The sequence below is a fragment of the Pseudomonas sp. NPDC085632 genome (assembly GCF_044541255.1).
Classification (GTDB): Bacteria; Pseudomonadota; Gammaproteobacteria; order Pseudomonadales; family Pseudomonadaceae; genus Aquipseudomonas.
Window position 1 is genome coordinate 16,617 of the sequence record NZ_JBITSX010000039.1, and the last position, 17,571, is coordinate 34,187.

Genomic DNA, 17,571 nt, shown 5'->3' on the forward strand with positions numbered 1-17,571 from the left:
CTTCGATCGGCAAATCGCAAGGGGAGCGGTGACTTGCGACTTGTCGCTCGAAGCTTGTCGCTCTTTTCTTAGAACTTGGCTTCCGCATCCAGCTGCAGGGTGTTGGCGTCAGCGTCACGCTGAGTACGGCTGGCGAAGTCGGCTTTGGTCAGGAAGTACGTGGCACCGATGGCGAAGTTCTTGTCGATGTCGTAACCGACCTTGAACTTGTGACCACGCGAACCTGTGGTGCCGTTGGCGAAGTCGGAGTCGGTGAAGGCGCCGACCACGGCGTTGCGCTGCACGTCACGATAGTTGTAATCGAGGTTCAGGCCGAAGACCTTCGACTTGGCACCCAACAGCCACGCGGTGTCCTGGTCGGTCACGGCATCGTTGTTCTTCACGTATTGACCGTAGAACGACAGTGGCATCGGCAGACCGCCGATGTCGACCTGGCTGAACCCTTCATACAGACGGAATTCGTTGTTGGCCGAGTTGCCGTTGACCGCCAGCGCACACGGTGTGGACGTGCCGGTGCAGCGGCTGTCTTCGTCGTTCTGGTAGGCGTAGACGCTGCCCCCCAGGGTCACTTTCAGGTTGTCGGTGATGTTGAAACGGCTACCCAACTGGCCGGCGGTCAGACGCAGGTCGTGACGGAATTGCACGCCATCGCCGTCGACGTTGTCCTTGAGGTTGTAGTTACCCAGGCTGCCGAACAGTTCGGCGCTGCTGCCCAACGGGTATTTGTAGGTAACGGCCAGACCTTCCGGGTTGATGTCGCTGTCCCAGATCACGTCGCCCATGCTGACCCACGGCTGGAGCATCTTGCCGCCGATGATGTGCAGATTCTTGATCTGATCAGGGTGGTAGTCGATGTAGCCCAGGTCGAGCCAGATCTGCTTCTTGTCGAAGTAGTTGTCCTGGTCCTGGTTGGTCGAACGGGCATCGTCGCCGCCGCCGGTGGCGATGCGGATGCCGGTGTCGACTTGCGGGTTGATCTCGGTGTAGGCACCCAGGCGGGCACGGATACGCTGACGATCCTTGTCGCGGCCACCGTTGTTCGGCTCGCCGTCGATCTTGATGGTTTCCTGACGGATACGCACGTCGCCCTTGAACTGAGTCTTCGCGGCCCAGGCCAGTTTCTGGTCGAAGACGCTTTGTTCGTTGGTTTTCTTCGCAACGGCGGCGACTTGTTCGTTGGTCTCTTGCTGCGCCTGCTGCGCGATTTGCTGAGCCTTCTGATCCTTGGCCAGTTCAGTTTGCAGTTCGATGTACTGCGCCTGGGAAATGGAACCGTTAGCCTTGAGCATGTCGAGCAGTTTGGCGTCGACTGCAGCACTGGCCGGAACACTCATGGCCAGCAACAAGCCACCGCACAGGGCCGCCGCAGTTTTCGTGGAAGCAAGACGCATAGCAATCTCCGAAGATGAGAGGGGATGGCACAGCCATCCGGGGCACAACCGACGATTCGAACGTCGGAAAACAGTGTCCGGGTAGAACCCGGCGCTCTAAAAACAGGCGCCAGTATCGCGATGGTTTATGACAGAGCGGTGGCACAGTGATGGCAGGTTGATGACGATATCGATTGGCCCTGAACTATTGATCTAGAGCGGTGTCGGCCGATTGCGGGTGTGCAAAGCCGCGCAATCGGCGATACTCGCCGGGCACTGAAGTCCTGTTGTGGAGAGCTTGTTGATGCCGTTGCAACGCCTGCAAAACCTGTCTCAAATCGCTCCTGCAACCTGGGATGCACTGGTGCCTGAAACTCAGCCATTTCTGCGCCACGCCTTCCTCAGTGCGCTGGAAGACAGTGGTAGCGTTGGCCCCCACACCGGCTGGCAGCCGGAGCATTTACTGCACATCGAAGACGATCGCCTGATCGCCGCGTTACCCGGTTATCGCAAGTGGCATTCCTACGGCGAGTACGTGTTCGATCACGGCTGGGCCGACGCCTGCGCCCGGGCCGGCATCGATTACTACCCCAAGCTTTTGACGGCTGTGCCGTTCAGCCCGGTCAGCGGCCCGCGCTTGTTGGCGGCCAATGTCGAAGACGGTTTCGAATTGCTCAAGAGCCTGCCTGGTTACCTGGAGATCGAAGGGCTTTCCAGTGCGCACATCAATTTCACCGACGCTTTCACTGACGCCGCGATGGCCGAGCAACCGGGCTGGCTGCAACGGATTGGCTGTCAATATCACTGGCAGAATCGCGGTTATCGAGACTTTCAGGATTTCCTCGACGTGCTCAGTTCGCGCAAGCGCAAACAGATGCGCAAGGAACGCGAGCAAGTGGCGGGGCAGGGCTTTGAATTTGAGTGGCTGGAGGGGCGTGAGCTGGACGAGGCGCAATGGGATTTTGTTTACGCCTGCTACGCCAACACTTATGCGGTGCGGCGTCAGACGCCCTACCTGACGCGGGAGTTTTTCAGTCTGCTGGCCGAGCGCATGCCCGAGGCCATTCGCGTGGTGCTGGCCAAACAGGGCTCACGGCCCGTGGCGATGGCGTTCAGTCTGGTAGGTGGCGACAGTTTCTACGGGCGCTATTGGGGATGTCTGGCCGAGTATGATCGCCTGCATTTTGAAACCTGTTTTTATCAGGGTATGGATTACGCGATTGCCCAGGGTTATCAGCGTTTCGATGCTGGCGCCCAAGGCGAGCACAAGTTGATTCGCGGGTTCGAGCCGGTGATCACGCATTCGTGGCATTACTTGCTGCATCCGGGTCTGAAAGCAGCGGTGAAGGATTTCCTGCAACAGGAACGCGCCGGCATTCTTGCGTATGCCGAAGAAGCGAAAACAGCGTTGCCCTACCGCCAAACGTAGATCCCCTGTAGGAGCTGCCGAAGGCTGCGATCTTTTGATTTTGTTTTTTGAACATCAAGATCAAAAGATCGCAGCCTTCGGCAGCTCCTACAAAGGGATCTCAGGCACCCCTCAGGTTTCTTCCTTGCCCAGCCAGCGATAGATCCCGCCACCGACCACCGCGCCAATCAACGGCGCGACCCAGAACATCCACAACTGCGCAATCGCCCAGCCGCCGACCATCAGTGCCGGCCCGGTACTGCGCGCCGGATTCACCGAGGTGTTGGTCACCGGAATCGAGATCAGGTGAATCAGCGTCAGGCCCAGGCCGATGGCGATCGGGGCCAGCCCGGGAGGCGCGCGCTTATCGGTGGCACCGAGGATGATGATCACAAACATCCCGGTCATCACCACTTCACAGACAAAACCCGCCGCCATCGAATATTTGCCCGGCGAATGCTCGCCATAACCGTTGGAAGCAAGGCCTGCGGCGATGTCGAAACCTTCCTTGCCGCTGGCGATGTGGGCGATCAGCGCCGCCGCGAGAATCGCGCCGAGCACCTGCGCGATGATGTAGGCGGGCAACTCTTTGGCCGGAAACCGACCACCGACGAACAGGCCGACCGACACGGCCGGGTTGAGATGACATCCGCTGATGTGGCCAATGGCGAACGCCATGGTCAGCACCGTCAAACCAAACGCCAGGGCCACCCCCAGCACCCCGATTCCCAACGGTGTAGACGCGGCAATCACCGCGCTGCCGCAACCACCCAATACCAACCAGAACGTACCCAACAACTCAGTGACTGAACGTTTGAACAGAGACATGAGAGGCGTCCTTGATAGCCCTGCTATCGAGACTGCATCGAGTTGTGCGTCCTTGCAGACTTACGACAGGTTCCCATTCCGGAACCTTGGCTGAGTACAGCAGGCTTTCAACGGATTTCCAGCGACCACAAAAAAACCGCCAGCGCCCGTGGATGGCGGGCTGTGGCGGTGATCGTTCCCACGCTCTGCGTGGGAATGCTTCAAGGGACGCTCCGCGTCCAGGACGCGGAGCGTCACGGGCTGCGTTCCCACGCAGAGCGTGGGAACGATCTTGGAGGGATCAATCGATCCCGACAAACCCACCGGTCTGGTGCGCCCACAGCCGCGCATACAGGCCGCGATGGGCGAGCAGTTCGGCGTGAGTGCCGCTCTCGGCAATCTTGCCGTTCTCCAGCACCACCAGCCGATCCATGCGGGCGATGGTCGAGAGTCGGTGGGCAATCGCGATCACGGTTTTGCCCTGCATCAGGGTTTCCAGGCTTTCCTGAATCGCCGCTTCGACTTCCGAATCCAGTGCCGAGGTCGCTTCGTCCATGATCAGGATCGGCGCGTCCTTGAGCAGCACCCGGGCAATGGCGATGCGCTGACGCTGGCCACCGGACAATTTCACCCCGCGCTCACCGACATGCGCGTCAAACCCGGTACGCCCCTCAGCGTCCGACAACAGCGGAATAAACTCATCGGCGCGCGCCTTGTGCACCGCGTCCCACAACTCTGCATCGGTGGCGTCAGGCTTGCCATACAACAAGTTGTCGCGGATCGAACGGTGCAGCAGCGAGGTGTCCTGCGTGATCATGCCGATCCGCGCGCGCAGGCTTTCCTGGCCGACTTCGGCGATGTTCTGGCCGTCGATCATAATCCGTCCGCCTTCGACGTCGTACAGGCGCAGCAACAGGTTGACCAGTGTCGATTTACCCGCACCGGACGGCCCGATCAAACCGATTTTTTCGCCCGGTTTGATGTTCAGATTGAGGTCGCCAATGATCCCGCGCTTCTTGCCGTAGTGAAAATCCACGTGCTCGAAACGCACTTCGCCACGGGCCACGTCCAGTGGTTTGGCCTGCTCGTGATCGGTGACGCTGACCGGTTGCGAGATGGTGCGCAGACCGTCCTGGACCATGCCGATGTTTTCGAAAATGCCGGTGACCACCCACATGATCCAGCCGGACATGTTGACGATGCGAATCACCAGGCCCGTGGCCAGGGCGATCGCGCCGACAGTGATCAGTGACTGCGTCCACAGCCACAGGGCCAACGCCGTCGTGCCGACAATCAGCAAGCCGTTCATGGCGGTAATTACCACGTCCATGCTGGTGACGACGCGGCCGGCCATTTGCGCTTTGACGGTCTGTTCTTCGATGGCTTCCTTGGCGTAGTGCTGTTCGAAATTGGTGTGGGCAAACAGCTTCAGCGTGGCGATGTTGGTGTAGCCGTCGACGATGCGGCCCATCAGTTTCGAGCGCGCATCGGAGGCTTCCACCGAGCGCTCTTTCACGCGCGGAACGAAGTAATACAGCGCGCCGATGTAGGCGACGATCCACGTCAGCAGCGGGATCATCAGGCGCCAGTCAGCCTCGGCGAACAACACCAGCGAACTGATTGCGTAGATCACTACGTGCCACAGCGCATCCACCGCTTGCACCGCCGAATCACGCAGCGAGTTGCCGGTCTGCATGATGCGTTGGGCGATGCGCCCGGCGAAGTCGTTCTGGAAGAAATTCAGGCTCTGCTTGAGCACGTAACTGTGGTTCTGCCAGCGGATCATGCTGGTCATGCCGGGACTCAAGGTCTGGTGCACCAGCAAGTCGTGCAGGCCGAAGAAAATCGGTCGCAGCACCAGCGCAACCACCAGCATCCACGTCAGTTCGAGGGCGTGGTCGCTGAAGAAATTCGGGTTGGGCGTGCCTTGGGCCAGGTCGATGATGCGGCTCAGGTAACTGAACAGCGCGACTTCGATCAACGCGGCGAACAGGCCAACGACGAGCAGGGCGGCAAAACTCGGCCAGACCTGCTTGAGGTAATAGGTATAGAAGGGCAGAACGCGGTCCGGCGGAGACGCCGTCGGGGCTTCACGGAATATGTCGATCAGTTGTTCGAAACGGCGATAGAGCATCAGATAACCGCCCGGAGTACGGGCTCTCCTTTTATCGGTGTGAGCGGCGCGGGATCAGGCCCGCGCCGCTCGATACGCCCTGTACAGCTTAGTCGATGACTTTGGCCGACTTGATGAACACAGGGTCGGAAGGCACGTCTTTCATGCCGCTTTTGGTGGTGGTCGGCGAGTTGACGATGATGTCGACAACGTCCATGCCTTTGACCACTTTGCCGAATACTGCGTAGCCGTCGCCCTGGTCGAGGAAGTCGTTGTCCTTGACGTTGATGAAGAACTGGCTGGTCGCCGAATCAGGTACGGAAGTGCGAGCCATGGACAAGGTGCCACGAACGTTCGCCAGACCGTTTTTGTGTTCGTTCTTGATTGGAGCCTTGGTTTCTTTCTGCTGCATCTGTTGAGTGAAACCGCCGCCCTGGACCATAAAGCCCGGGATCACACGGTGGAAAATCGTGTTGTTGTAGAAGCCGCTGTTGACGTAATCGAGAAAGTTTTTGGTACTGATTGGTGCCTTGACCGGGTCCAGTTCGATTTCGATCTGGCCGTTGGTGGTGTCCAGCAGCACGTGCGGTGCTTTGGCCGGCGTGGCAGCCATCAGGTTGGCGGCAAACAGCACAGTACCAGCGGCGAGGGCGAGTTTTTTCAACATGGGTCAGTGATCCTGAGATTGAGTATCGGCTGCGGCGAGGAACTCCAGCAGCGTTTGGTTGAAGCGTTCGGGTTGATCCAGCGGGGTGGCGTGGCGCGAATCGGCGATCACCACCAGCCGCGCATTCGGCAGCAGTTTTACATAGGTTTCTTTCAGCGAGACGGGCGTGTAGTCACGGTCGGCGCTGATGACGAGCGTTGGACAGGACACTCGGGAAAGTCGTTCCTGAACGCCCCAGCCAACAATTGCATCGAAGCTGGCGAGATAAGCACGTTTGTCGTTTTTTGCCCAGCGTTCGGCCATTTTCTGCCGCAGATCGGCTTGTTCCGGCTTGGGAAAAAGTTTGCTGCCAAGGGCTTTGCCGATGGTCGCGAGGCTGAGCACGCGCATCAGGCTCCAGCGTTTGAACCACTGCCAGTAGTCGTCGCGGCTGCGTATTTTGACCTCGGGCGCGCTGTTGACGATGGTCAGACTCTTGAGCAGATGAGGCTGATCGACGCCGAACTGGAAGCCGATCATGCCGCCCATCGACAGCCCGACATAATGCACCGGGCCAAGGTTCAGATGCTCGATCAGGGCAAGCACATCGGCACTGAAACCGGCAATGCTGTAGCGCTCGCGCGGTTTGTCCGAGCGCCCGTGACCGCGAATATCCGGGACGATCACCCGGTAATGCGCGGCCAGTGCCGGGATCTGCATTTCCCAGTCCTGCGTGCTCGAACCGAGCCCGTGAACCAGTAGCAACGGCGTGCCGTGGCCATATTCCTCGTAGTGCAAATTGCAACCATCGTGCTCGAAATACGCCATCGGTGAACTCCGTGTCAGGCTTGTTCAGGGGCGGCGAACGGTGCGTCCAGCGGCAAGGTGTCGAAGGTGCGCAGCAGTTCGATGAGGATTTGTGTGGCCGGGCCCAAGGGTTTGTCCTTGTTCGAATACAGATAGAAGCTGGAGTTGCGGTTGCCACCCCTGTCCAACGGTAGCAGCTTGAGCGAGCCATCTTTCAGTTCGCGTTCGATCATATGCCGGGGCAACCAGGCAAAACCGAGGCCGCTGCTGACAAAAGTGGCGGCCGTGGCAAGGCTGCCGACCGTCCAGCGCTGCTCGGCGCCGAGCCAGCCAACGTCCCGTGGTTGCTGACGACCCGAGTCGCGAATCACCACCTGCATCTGGGTTTCCAGATCCTGAAAGCTCAATTCGCGGTTGAGCCGATGCAGCGGGTGATCGGGGTGGGCGACGGCGACGAATTCGACGTCGCTCAATTCCGCACCGAGGTAACCGGGAATGCTCAGGCCAGTGATGGCCAGATCGGCCACGCCTTCAAGCAGCACTTCCTCGACACCCGACAACACTTCCTCACGCAGACGCACGCGACAGCCGCGACTCTGCGGCATGAACGCGGTCAGTGCGCGGACGATGCGTGCGCTCGGGTAGGCCGCATCGACCACCAGCCGTACTTCGGCTTCCCATCCTTGCTCCATGTGATGAGCAAGGTCTTCCAGCTGACTGGCCTGTTTCACCAGTTGCCGCGAGCGGCGCAGCAGCACACCGCCGGCTTCGGTGAGTACGGCTTTGCGCCCGTCGATGCGCAGCAACGGCACGCCGAGCTGGTCCTGCATGCGGGCGACGGTGTAGCTCACCGACGATTGCGAACGGTGCAGGGCCTCCGCCGCTTGGGCGAATCCGCCGTGGTCGACCACGGCCTGCAATGTTCGCCATTGATCCAGGGTCACGCGGGGCGCTTTCATCAATAGCTCCTCTTGTCCTAAGCTGGCCGTCCCTCATGGAGACTGCCGAATGAAAAAATTCTGTTGTGTGGTGCTGGCGCTGCTTCCGCTGACTGCTTTTGCTTACCCGATCGATGTGCAGAAAGACCTCAACGGCATGAAGATCGACTACGAGACCTTCGACACCGATAACGACATCGGCTCGATTCGGGTGGCCAACTACGGTGACGTCGATGCGACGTGCAAAGCAGTGTTCAGCAATGGCCCGGAAGCACCGCGAACCCGCACGATCGAAGTGGCGGCGGGCAAACATAAAAACGCCACAGCCAAGTTCACCCGCGAGATCATCAAGCTGCGCATCAAACTGACCTGCACCCCGAAATAACATCGATCCCTGTAGGAGTGAGCCTGCTCGCGAAGACGTAGTGTCAGTCCACACATTCCTTGACTGACATACTGCTTTCGCGAGCGAGCTCGCTCCCACATGTTCCAGGTGCATATAAACGAATTATTCGATGCTTTGCAGCAATTATTTGCGCTTTTTCATCGATTCAACTCTGTTTAACCTTCACTCCATCGACCTACAACATTCTCGGATGGAGGCTACACACCATGTCCCGCGTTCTGATCATCGAAAGCAGCGCCCGCCAGCAAGACTCGGTATCCCGTCAACTGACCCAGACCTTTATCAGTCAGTGGAAAGCGGCGCACCCGGCCGATCAGATCACCGTACGTGACCTCGCCGTGAACCCGGTGCCACACCTGGACATCAATCTGCTGGGTGGCTGGATGAAGCCTGCCGAGCAGCGCAACGCCAACGAGCAATCGTCGCTGGATCGTTCCAACGAATTGACCGATGAGTTGCTCGCCGCCGATGTACTGGTGATGGCGGCGCCGATGTACAACTTTGCGATCCCGAGCACCCTCAAGGCCTGGCTCGACCACGTGCTGCGTGCCGGTGTGACTTTCAAGTACACCGAAACCGGCCCGCAAGGCCTGCTCAGCGGCAAACGTGCCTACGTGCTCACCGCTCGCGGCGGTATCTACGCCGGCGGCCCGGCGGACCATCAGGAACCGTACCTGCGTCAGGTCATGGGCTTCATCGGCATCAACGACGTGACGTTCATTCACGCCGAGGGCATGAACCTCGGTGGCGACTTCCAGGAGAAGGGCTTGAATCAGGCCAACGCCAAACTGTCCCAGGTCGCTTGATAGGTTAATCCCCAGATAATCGCCGATTGTTTAAGTGACCTGGCGCAACCCCTTCAAGGCTCTACGCGCATCGAACCTCCCTTTGCACTTGTTGCTCCTGAGTGCTGTAGCCCGATTGAACGCATTAGCGAGATCGGGCTTTTTTTTGCCTGGGATTCACCGATCCCCTGTAGGAGCTGCCGCAGGCTGCGATCTTTTGATCTTGTTTTTTAAAATCAACATCAAAAGATCGCAGCCTTCGGCAGCTCCTACACGGGGATTTGTGTTGGTTGCGGAATCGAAAAACCGCTATCGTCGCCGCCATTCGATTTCGAGGCGAGCATGGGCTATCTACTTTTTGTCACGCTGATCCAGGCGTTTTCCTTCAGTCTGATCGGCGAATACCTGGCCGGCCACGTCGACAGTTACTTCGCGGTGCTGGTGCGTGTAGTGCTGGCCGGGCTGGTGTTCATTCCTTTGACCCGCTGGCGCTCGGTGGAACCTTCGTTCATGCGCGGCATGCTGGTGATCGGCGCGTTGCAGTTCGGCGTGACCTACGTCTGCTTGTACCTCAGCTTCCGCGTGCTGACGGTGCCGGAAGTGTTGCTGTTCACCATCCTCACGCCGCTGCACGTGACGCTGATCGAAGATGCGCTGAACCGCCGCTTCAACCCGTGGGCGCTGATCGCCGCGCTGGTGGCGGTGAGCGGGGCAGCGGTGATTCGCTTCGACAGCTTCAGTCCGGACTTCTTCATGGGTTTCCTGCTGCTGCAACTGGCCAACTTCACCTACGCCGCAGGGCAGGTGATGTACAAGCATCTGGTGGCGAAACACCCGAGTAATCTGCCGCATTACCGGCGTTTCGGCTTTTTCTACCTCGGCGCATTGGCGGTGGTGCTGCCGGCATTCCTGATGTTCGGCAAAGCCAACTTCCTGCCGGAAGCCCCGTTGCAGTGGGGCGTGTTGCTGTTCCTCGGCCTGGTCTCGACCGCACTGGGCATGTACTGGTGGAACAAGGGCGCGTGCATGGTCAACGGCGGCACGCTGGCGGTGATGAACAATCTGCATGTGCCGGTGGGGTTGCTGCTGAATCTGCTGATCTGGAACCAGCATGAGGAACTGGGACGGTTGTTCCTTGGTGGCAGCGTCATCCTTGCTGCCGTATGGATCAGTCGACTGGGCATCCGCCGCACTGCATGAACCCATGTAGGAGCTGCCGCAGGCTGCGATCTTTTGATCTTTAAGGTCAAAAGATCGCAGCCTGCGGCAGCTCCTACACGGGAATCGTGGGTTACATCAGGTGTTTCTGCGGTTCAGGGATGCTGGCCGCGCCGAGCACCGCCGGCAGCAACCCGGAACGCAAATCCCCACCACTCGGCTGCTGATACAGACTCAGCCCAAACTCCGGCAGCACCGCCAGCAGATAATCAAAAATATCCCCCTGAATCCGCTCGTAATCGGCCCACGCGGTGGTACGGGTGAAGCAGTAAATCTCCAGCGGAATGCCCTGCGCGGTGGTCTGCATCTGGCGGACCATGCAGGTCATGTTCGGCTGAATCTCCGGATGGCTCTTCAGATACGCCAGCGCATAGGCGCGGAACGTGCCGATGTTGGTCATGCGCCGACGGTTGGCCGCCATCGCCGCAACATTGCCCTGGGCCTCGTTCCATGCCTTGAGCTCGGCTTTCTTGCGGCTCATGTAGTCGGTCAGCAGGTGCACCTGCGAGAGCTTTTCTTCTTCGTCATCACGGATGAAACGCACGCCGCTGGCGTCGATGAACAGGCTGCGCTTGATCCGTCGCCCGCCCGATTGCTGCATGCCGCGCCAGTTCTTGAATGACTCGGACATCAGCCGCCAGGTCGGGATCGAGACGATGGTCTTGTCGAAATTCTGCACCTTGACCGTGTGCAGGGTGATGTCGACCACGTCGCCGTCGGCGCCGACCTGCGGCATCTCGATCCAGTCGCCGACGCGCAACATGTCGTTGCTGGTCAACTGCACGCTGGCAACGAATGACAGCAGCGTGTCCTTGTAGACCAACAGAATCACCGCTGACATCGCACCCAGACCGGACAGTAGCAACAGCGGAGAGCGGTCGATCAGTGTGGCGACGATGATGATCGCGCCGAACACGTACAAAACCATTTTCGCCAGCTGCACGTAGCCTTTGATCGAGCGCGTACGGGCGTGTTCGGTTCGTGCATAGATGTCGAGCAGGGCATTGAGCAGGGCGCTGACCGCCAGCAACAGGAACAGAATGGTGAACGACAGCGCCACATTGCCGAGGAAGGTCATGGCGGTCTTGCTCAGTTCCGGTACCAGGTGGAGGCCGAACTGAATGACCAGCGACGGCGTCATCTGCGCCAGGCGCTGAAACACCTTGTTGTGGCGAAAGTCATTGATCCAGTGCAGCGCCGGCTGGCGGCCGAGCATGCGGCTGGCGTGCAGGATCAGATAACGTGCCACTCGTCCGAGTACCAGCGCGAACACCAGCAACACCGTCAGGGCGAGGCCGGCCTGCAACAGTGGATGCTGTTCGAGAGTGCCCCAGAGGTCCTGGGCGTTGAGCCAGAGCTGTTTGAAATCCATATGAGCAACGATTCTTCTGTAAGACGCGATGGGCGATTAGAGCATTTAAGACGCCGTGTATTACCGTTGGAGACAAATCGAGCAACAAAAAAGCCACTGATTACGTCCGTTTGCATAAAGAAACTCGGCCTGAGCGCTCGAAACCGGTAACCTATGCAGCTGTTTTTTTGCATATCTTCGAGGTAGCACCCGTGTTTTCCCAATTCGCCCTGCACGAACGCCTGCTTAAAGCTGTGGCCGAGCTGAAATTTGTCGAGCCAACGCCTGTGCAAGCCGCGGCCATTCCGCTGGCGCTCCAAGGGCGTGATCTGCGGGTGACGGCGCAAACCGGTAGCGGCAAAACCGCCGCTTTCGTTCTGCCAATCCTCAATCGCCTGATCGGCCCGGCCAAGGTCCGCGTCAGCATCAAGACGCTGATCCTGCTGCCGACCCGCGAGCTTGCCCAGCAGACGCTGAAGGAAGTTGAGCGCTTTTCGCAGTTCACTTTCATCAAATCCGGCCTGATCACCGGCGGTGAAGACTTCAAGGTCCAGGCCGCGATGCTGCGCAAGGTGCCGGACATCCTTATCGGTACCCCGGGCCGGATGATCGAGCAACTCAACGCCGGTAACCTCGACCTCAAAGAAGTCGAAGTGCTGGTGCTCGACGAAGCCGACCGCATGCTCGACATGGGCTTCGCCGAAGACGTGCAGCGTCTGGTCGACGAATGCCCGAACCGTCAGCAGACCATGCTGTTCTCCGCCACCACCGGCGGTTCCGGTCTGCGCGACATGATCGGCAAGGTGTTGAACAACCCTGAGCACTTGCAGCTCAACGCGGTCAGCCAACTGAACTCGACCACCCGTCAGCAGATCATCACCGCCGACCACAATCAGCACAAAGAGCAGATTGTGAACTGGCTGCTGGCCAACGAGACCTATCAGAAGGCCATCGTTTTCACCAACACCCGCGCCATGGCCGACCGCATCTATGGCCGCCTGGTAGCTCAGGAATACAAGGCGTTCGTGCTGCACGGCGAGAAAGACCAGAAGGATCGCAAACTGGCGATCGACCGTCTGAAGCAGGGCGGCGTGAAGATTCTGGTCGCTACCGACGTCGCGGCCCGTGGTCTGGACGTGGATGGTCTGGATCTGGTGATCAACTTCGACATGCCACGCAGCGGCGACGAATACGTGCACCGCATCGGCCGTACTGGCCGCGCCGGTAACGACGGTCTGGCAATCTCGCTGATCTGCCACGGCGACTGGAACCTGATGTCGAGCATCGAGCGCTACCTGAAGCAGAGCTTCGAGCGCCGCACCATCAAGGAAGTCAAAGGCACCTACGGCGGACCGAAAAAGGTCAAGGCTTCGGGCAAAGCCGTTGGCGTGAAGAAGAAAAAGACTGACGCCAAAGGCGACAAGAAGAAAACCGCCGCCAAGACGCCGACCAAGCGCAAGAGCGCCAACCGTCCGAAGCCGGACTCGTTGGTCAGCAGCGATGGCATGGCGCCGCTCAAGCGCCGCAAGCCGGCAGAGCCTGCGGCTGAGTAAGCTTTTCAGGCGTGCATAAAAAACCCGGACAGTGTCCGGGTTTTTTTTCGTCCATCAGTTGCCGAGCTGGCCACTGGTGTCGGCGTCAAAGCGCCGCTTGGCCTGATCGGCCGCCGGCTTCAACTGCGCCAGCAACGCAGCTTCGCTGTACAACCCGGGGCTCGCCAGTTCCTTGGGCGTCGGCTCGATCGGGATCAGCACATCTTCGCCATCGGCGTGCAGCCATATCGCCACAACGTGCAGCGCCGAGACAAACAACACACGCAGTTCGACGGTTTTACCCTTTAGCTGCGACGCCTGTTCTGCCAGTTTCAGCGCGCCGACGGTGGCAGCGGCAAGGTTGCCGTGATTGAGCGAGGCGAACTCGACATGCCCGCGCACCTCGGCCAACTGCGCATCGGCAATCGTCACGCCATCGGCAAACACCAGGTAATGCCAGTCGCCGAGACGGGCCTCTTTCAGGCCTTTGCCGTGGCTCAGGTCATCCAGACTGAGCGAATAGCCACGGTAGGCCTCGCTGAGGCTGATCTTTGCCGGCGCCGCGTTGGCGAACTGCCGGTTGGCGCCAAAACCCTGGGTTTGCAGCGCGGCTTGCAGCGCTGGGCGCAAGGTCAGTACGCCATTGGAAGGCGCCTTTGGATAAGTCAGTTGCATGATGTCGCCCTCCTAGTTTTTTACCGTGAAGTAAGTGTGAGTCCAGTTGCCGCCGCCGTTGTAGGCGCGGGGAAAGGCATTCAGCGCACGGGTCGAATAGCCGTAGATCGAGTCCGCAACCAACACGTAATCGCCGTTGGTGCCGTAAATCGTCAGGAAATGCGCACCGCCGCCGTACCAGGCGCAACGCAGGCCGACCGGGCGGCCCATGCTGATCTGGTTCTGGATGGCCGACATCTGCAGCGAGCCCTGATTCATGCCGTTGTAGCTGCGGGTGGTTTGCAGGGCGGAATCCAGATAGCCGTAAACGTTGCATGGGCCCGGTTGATTGCAGCAGTTGCGGTCGAGTTGGGTGCTGGCCACGCCGCACTGCGTCCAGTTGCCGGTGCCGTAATAGTTGCCGACCGAGGCGGAAACGGCGGCCCAGCACCAGTTGGTCTGGGTTTGTTGCTGCATGTTGAAGTTCAGGCTGCCAGCGGCAAGCGCGCTGGCATGTTCGGCCGCTTCGACTTCGACCAGTTGTGGGTCGAGCAGATGGCCGATGAGGCACCTTGGCAGTGATTCACTGGTAAAGGGTCTTGCTTCAGTGGTTAACATTTTCAATCCTCCATGAATGAAAACAAGCGTCCCGCTTGTAAGGGTGTTGCCGAGCGATCGGCGCTTGAGGGTTGCCATCTCCGATGGCGGTTGCCGATCTCTTTGCTCGATGTAACCGTAGATGCGGATATGCGTTTGTGCAAATAAATAAATGCATTTGTGCATTTATAAAGGCAAAAGATCGCAGCCTGCGGCAGCTCCTGCAGGGTTTGATGTAGGAGCTGCCGCAGGCTGCGATCTTTTGCTTCTAGCTTTCGGCTTTCTTTTCGGCGGTACCCAACTCTTTCAACCGCTGATCAATCAGCTGGCACTTGTCCGGCAAATCCTTGCTGGCCGTGCCCAGATCCATCTTCTGCAACTCGGCGTTGATCTCTTTGGCCTTGGCCGGATTCTGTTCGGTGAGCTTGGCGACTTCCTTGGCCAGTTGTTCACGTTTGGCAGTCGCCTCTTCCGGCGTACAGGCCCAGACGGGCAGGGCGCAAGCGAGGGTGGCGGCAAGGGTGAGCTTGATCAGGGTTTTCATCGGGGCAGGCCTCAGTTCCGGTTAAGGCGGGTTAACCGGTTGAGGCCAGGAGAGGGCGAAAAGTTCATTGCTCATCACTCAGAGTGACAGCAACTCGACCTGGAATCGCCTTCATAACGATCATGATGCCGCACCCACTCCATGATCTCGTCCTCATTGCGGCCCTTGGGCGTCAGGTCGAGGTAGTTGTAGGCGCCGACCAACATGTCCAGGCCACGGGCATAGGTTGAATAGGTGTGGAAGATGTCGCCCTTTGAGTCGCGATAAAACACGCTCAGCCCCGGCATTTCCTCCTCGGCGCTGTCAGTCTTTTCGTAGTTGTACGTAGCCTTTCCCGCCGCGACATCTTCTGCCCGGGCGCAAACCCCGAAGTCATAATTGAAGTCGCAACCCTCTGACGACACCCAATCAAACTTCCAGCCCATGCGCCGTTTAAAGTCTTGAAACTCGTTGAAGGGGGCGTGAGAAACAGCCACAACGGCGATGTCGTGATGGGCCAGATGCTGGTTGGCGCCATCAATGTGGTCGCTGAGGAACGAGCAACCCTGGCAGCCTTCCTCCCAGTCTTTGGCAAACATGAAGTGGTAAACGATCAACTGGCTGTGTTTGCCGAACAGGTCAGCCAGTTTCATTTCGCCGTTCGGGCCTTGAAAATGGTAATTCTTGTCGACCTTCACCCATGGCAACGCGCGACGTTCAGCACTAAGGCGGTCGCGCTCCTGAGTGAAGGCTTTTTCGTGGGCAAGGTGTTGTTTACGGGCGGCGAGCCATTCTTCGCGCGATACCACCGGATGATTCTCAGCGTTCATGATGATTTCTCCTGCGGGATTGAAGCCTGTTTCAGACTAGTCGTTTAACCCTGCGCAGGATCGACAGACCGCCGGTCGGTCGGCTCGGAAAATGCCGCTGAACGGCTGCGAGCCGCTCCGGTCACAACCTATGAACGCGGCATAAATCACGCGCACCGGAGGTTGTATCAGGATGACGACTTATAACTGGGATTTGATTGAACGCTTGCTGCACGAAGTGCAGAACAGTGCCGGCCACAGTTTCGCACCACGGGCTTATGCCGAAGACTATGCGGCGGCGAAAGCCAGTGCGGGCGAGCCGATCGAGAACCTTGATCACTTGAAAACGCTGGCCTGCGATTATGAGCGTTTGCTGCTCTTGCGCGGTTACATCGCACCGCGTCCGGATGAAGAGGGCAGCACGGGCAACAATTTTGTCCTGACGCCGCGCGGTTCAAGCCTGCTGAGCCTGATCGACAGCAGCATTCCCGGCAACGACCATCCGCGTCAGGTGCTGGATGAGCAGGAGGATGCGCTGGCCGAGGCAACCTTCGATGAAGTGGCGTCTAAAGCCCAGATCGCCTGATCCTCCACAGGGCAAAAGATCGCAGCCTTCGGCAGCTCCTATAGAGATCGGTGTAGGAGCTGCCGAAGGCTGCGATCTTTTGATCTTCTAATTCTGCTTCGCAGCCTTCAGGCATTTGAGCTCATTGAAGTCTTTGCGCACGCCCTCGATCTTCTTCAACAACCGCTGACGCTGTTGCGGCGTACTTTCGGCCATCAGGTCCACCGCCAGCGAGCGTCCCTGCGCCTCGGTATCGGCGAAGGCCTTGCGGTAATCCGCTGTCCATAAGCTCTCGCGATTGACCAGAAGCGTCTCGATTCTCTGTGGGAATTCGGGACTTTTACGTTGCGCCACGGCAGCACTGAACTGTTTCTGCCAGTGGGCGCGATTGGCGATCCATTGCGTGTACTGATCGCCCAGGGCGGTCGACCACGCCATGACCCGCTGCTCTTGCGTGGCGCTCAAGGGACCGAGCCAGTCGTTCAGGCGTTTGACCATTCGCGCGCCACGCTCGGCAATCTGTTGATCGAGCGGTGGTTTCAGGTATTCCTGCTGGCGCTTGCGCAAATCCTTGGCAAACGCGTCATTCATTTCCGCCACCTGTTTGTCGTCCAGACCTTGCAACAGTTCGACGGCGGACGGAGTGATCTCCCGCGCCGTTTCGGCGATGGCCTGCTTGGCCTCTACCGTGCGGGCCTGCAATGCGGCATCGGTGACCCGATTGGTTTCGACCATTGTCTGCAGGCGATCAAGCCAGTCCAGGTAGCCCGGCAATTGCGTGGTGCAATGCCAGCTCAGATGGTCCTTGAGGCGTTCGTTGAACCAGTCTTTCTGCTCGCCGTTCATGTCCAGGTAATCGCCGAGCGTCCATGGAATGATCACGTCGAGGTTGCGATAGGCCAGGCCGACGCGACTGCAAGCGCCGAGGGCGAGAGTGAAAATCAGTAGTGCGGCGATGTGTTTGAACCAGCGAGACATGGGCGAATCCTTGCGTAAGCCTGGCTTCGAGGGGCTGATTCCTATGTGAACGCAGAATGAACCC

Annotated in this window: 18 protein-coding genes; 6 read left to right on the forward strand and 12 right to left on the reverse strand. The window is 59.0% G+C overall.

The window, feature by feature from the left end; all coding sequences use genetic code 11:
• Positions 1-68: 68 nt before the first annotated feature.
• Positions 69-1,391, reverse strand: a complete 1,323-nt coding sequence (locus tag ACIF4X_RS21275) for a putative porin (RefSeq protein WP_007914428.1) — start codon at positions 1,389-1,391, stop codon at positions 69-71.
• 283 nt (positions 1,392-1,674) lie between these two features.
• On the opposite strand from ACIF4X_RS21275, the gene ACIF4X_RS21280 reads away from it, so the two are divergent.
• Positions 1,675-2,799 carry a GNAT family N-acetyltransferase gene (locus ACIF4X_RS21280; RefSeq protein ID WP_397483616.1) on the forward strand — a complete coding sequence of 375 codons (1,125 nt, stop codon included), beginning with the start codon at positions 1,675-1,677 and terminating at the stop codon, positions 2,797-2,799.
• Between the two features lie 111 nt (positions 2,800-2,910).
• Here ACIF4X_RS21280 and aqpZ read toward each other — a convergent pair whose 3' ends face one another.
• The 5 genes from aqpZ to ACIF4X_RS21305 all read right to left on the reverse strand — a co-directional run bounded on the left by aqpZ (position 2,911) and on the right by ACIF4X_RS21305 (position 8,110).
• A complete protein-coding gene (aqpZ, locus tag ACIF4X_RS21285) occupies positions 2,911-3,606 on the reverse strand; it encodes an aquaporin Z (RefSeq protein ID WP_397483617.1) in 696 nt (231 codons plus the stop codon).
• Between the two features lie 280 nt (positions 3,607-3,886).
• A complete protein-coding gene (locus ACIF4X_RS21290; RefSeq protein WP_397483618.1) occupies positions 3,887-5,719 on the reverse strand; it encodes an ABC transporter ATP-binding protein in 1,833 nt (610 codons plus the stop codon).
• 88 nt (positions 5,720-5,807) lie between these two features.
• Complete coding sequence (locus ACIF4X_RS21295; protein WP_242204461.1) at positions 5,808-6,365, reverse strand: peptidylprolyl isomerase; 558 nt, start codon at positions 6,363-6,365, stop codon at positions 5,808-5,810.
• 3 nt (positions 6,366-6,368) lie between these two features.
• Positions 6,369-7,172: an alpha/beta fold hydrolase gene (locus ACIF4X_RS21300; RefSeq protein WP_397483619.1), complete on the reverse strand. Its 804-nt coding sequence runs from the start codon at positions 7,170-7,172 to the stop codon at positions 6,369-6,371.
• A 14-nt stretch (positions 7,173-7,186) separates the two neighbouring features.
• Positions 7,187-8,110, reverse strand: a complete 924-nt coding sequence (locus ACIF4X_RS21305) for a LysR family transcriptional regulator (RefSeq protein ID WP_007914443.1) — start codon at positions 8,108-8,110, stop codon at positions 7,187-7,189.
• Positions 8,111-8,159: 49 nt separating this feature from the next.
• On the opposite strand from ACIF4X_RS21305, the gene ACIF4X_RS21310 reads away from it, so the two are divergent.
• The 3 genes from ACIF4X_RS21310 to ACIF4X_RS21320 all read left to right on the forward strand — a co-directional run bounded on the left by ACIF4X_RS21310 (position 8,160) and on the right by ACIF4X_RS21320 (position 10,480).
• Positions 8,160-8,474, forward strand: coding sequence for a 3-phosphoglycerate kinase (locus tag ACIF4X_RS21310; RefSeq protein WP_397483620.1), 315 nt, complete (start codon positions 8,160-8,162; stop codon positions 8,472-8,474).
• Between the two features lie 227 nt (positions 8,475-8,701).
• On the forward strand, positions 8,702-9,301 hold the full coding sequence (locus tag ACIF4X_RS21315) for an FMN-dependent NADH-azoreductase (RefSeq protein ID WP_397483621.1): 600 nt from the start codon (positions 8,702-8,704) through the stop codon (positions 9,299-9,301).
• Between the two features lie 321 nt (positions 9,302-9,622).
• Entirely contained in the window at positions 9,623-10,480 is an 858-nt protein-coding gene (locus ACIF4X_RS21320; protein ID WP_397483622.1) for a carboxylate/amino acid/amine transporter, read from the forward strand.
• 91 nt (positions 10,481-10,571) lie between these two features.
• Here ACIF4X_RS21320 and ACIF4X_RS21325 read toward each other — a convergent pair whose 3' ends face one another.
• The gene (locus tag ACIF4X_RS21325; protein ID WP_397483623.1) at positions 10,572-11,870 is read right to left on the reverse strand and encodes a mechanosensitive ion channel family protein; all 1,299 of its coding nucleotides are present in this window, start codon (positions 11,868-11,870) and stop codon (positions 10,572-10,574) included.
• A gap of 191 nt (positions 11,871-12,061) precedes the next feature.
• Here ACIF4X_RS21325 and ACIF4X_RS21330 point away from each other — a divergent pair, with 191 nt between their 5' ends.
• Positions 12,062-13,402, forward strand: a complete 1,341-nt coding sequence (locus ACIF4X_RS21330; protein ID WP_007914470.1) for a DEAD/DEAH box helicase — start codon at positions 12,062-12,064, stop codon at positions 13,400-13,402.
• Between the two features lie 54 nt (positions 13,403-13,456).
• Here the strand turns inward: ACIF4X_RS21330 and ACIF4X_RS21335 are convergent, their stop codons facing one another.
• The 4 genes from ACIF4X_RS21335 to ACIF4X_RS21350 form a co-directional block, all read right to left on the reverse strand.
• Positions 13,457-14,056, reverse strand: coding sequence for a hypothetical protein (locus ACIF4X_RS21335; RefSeq protein WP_397483624.1), 600 nt, complete (start codon positions 14,054-14,056; stop codon positions 13,457-13,459).
• A gap of 12 nt (positions 14,057-14,068) precedes the next feature.
• Positions 14,069-14,653, reverse strand: a complete 585-nt coding sequence (locus ACIF4X_RS21340) for a papain-like cysteine protease family protein (protein WP_008088867.1) — start codon at positions 14,651-14,653, stop codon at positions 14,069-14,071.
• A gap of 247 nt (positions 14,654-14,900) precedes the next feature.
• Positions 14,901-15,176 carry a hypothetical protein gene (locus tag ACIF4X_RS21345; protein WP_397483625.1) on the reverse strand — a complete coding sequence of 92 codons (276 nt, stop codon included), beginning with the start codon at positions 15,174-15,176 and terminating at the stop codon, positions 14,901-14,903.
• A gap of 74 nt (positions 15,177-15,250) precedes the next feature.
• Entirely contained in the window at positions 15,251-15,985 is a 735-nt protein-coding gene (locus ACIF4X_RS21350) for a DUF899 domain-containing protein (RefSeq protein ID WP_397483626.1), read from the reverse strand.
• 172 nt (positions 15,986-16,157) lie between these two features.
• Here ACIF4X_RS21350 and ACIF4X_RS21355 point away from each other — a divergent pair, with 172 nt between their 5' ends.
• Entirely contained in the window at positions 16,158-16,550 is a 393-nt protein-coding gene (locus tag ACIF4X_RS21355) for a hypothetical protein (protein WP_007914475.1), read from the forward strand.
• 87 nt (positions 16,551-16,637) lie between these two features.
• Here the strand turns inward: ACIF4X_RS21355 and ACIF4X_RS21360 are convergent, their stop codons facing one another.
• Positions 16,638-17,507, reverse strand: coding sequence for a DUF6279 family lipoprotein (locus ACIF4X_RS21360; RefSeq protein ID WP_397483627.1), 870 nt, complete (start codon positions 17,505-17,507; stop codon positions 16,638-16,640).
• Positions 17,508-17,571 lie beyond the last annotated feature (64 nt).